The sequence below is a fragment of the Mesorhizobium sp. P2_D1 genome (assembly GCF_056404455.1).
In genome coordinates this window covers 1-508 of record NZ_JBFUDZ010000201.1, presented here as the reverse complement: position 1 = coordinate 508, position 508 = coordinate 1, and the positions used below count along the sequence as shown (strand labels likewise).

Here is a 508-nt window from a genome sequence, read left to right as displayed (position 1 = left end):
TGCGGCAATCCTTTGCCGGTTGCCATCCGGTCGTTGAAGCGCTGATCGACGCCAGCGACGAGGTCACCAAATGGCCGCTGCTCAACCGCAAACCATTGCCGGTCTGGAGCGAGGGGCGGATGGTGCTGCTCGGCGATGCCTGCCACCCGATGAAGCCGCATATGGCGCAGGGTGCGGCCATGGCGATCGAGGACGCGGCCATGCTGGCGCGGTGTCTCGGCGAGACCGGGACCGGCAACCACGCATCGGCCTTCGCCCTCTACGAAGCAAACCGCAGGGATCGCGCCTCGCGCGTACAGGCGGTTTCCAACGCCAATACCTGGCTGCGCAGCCAGGAAGACCCGGCCTGGGTGTTCGGCTACGACGTCTATGAGACGCCGCTGCAGAGCAGCGAGGCGGCGCAGTGAGCGCGGCAACGGTCACAGGCGCCAATGTCGCAGCCAACGGCATCCGCCAGCACTACCTGCATTATCTCGGCGCGGGAGCGCCGCTGGTGCTGGTGCCGGGC

The 508-nt window shown here is 67.3% G+C and carries 1 protein-coding gene and 1 pseudogene; both read left to right on the top strand.

Annotated features, from left to right (window positions below):
• A partial coding sequence (locus AC1D0I_RS32965; protein WP_477400243.1) for an FAD-dependent monooxygenase occupies window positions 1-407 on the top strand: 407 nt, incomplete at its 5' end.
• Window positions 404-508 (top strand): annotated as a pseudogene (locus AC1D0I_RS32960) (alpha/beta hydrolase); the annotation flags it as partial. The gene AC1D0I_RS32965 and the pseudogene AC1D0I_RS32960, both read left to right, overlap by 4 nt.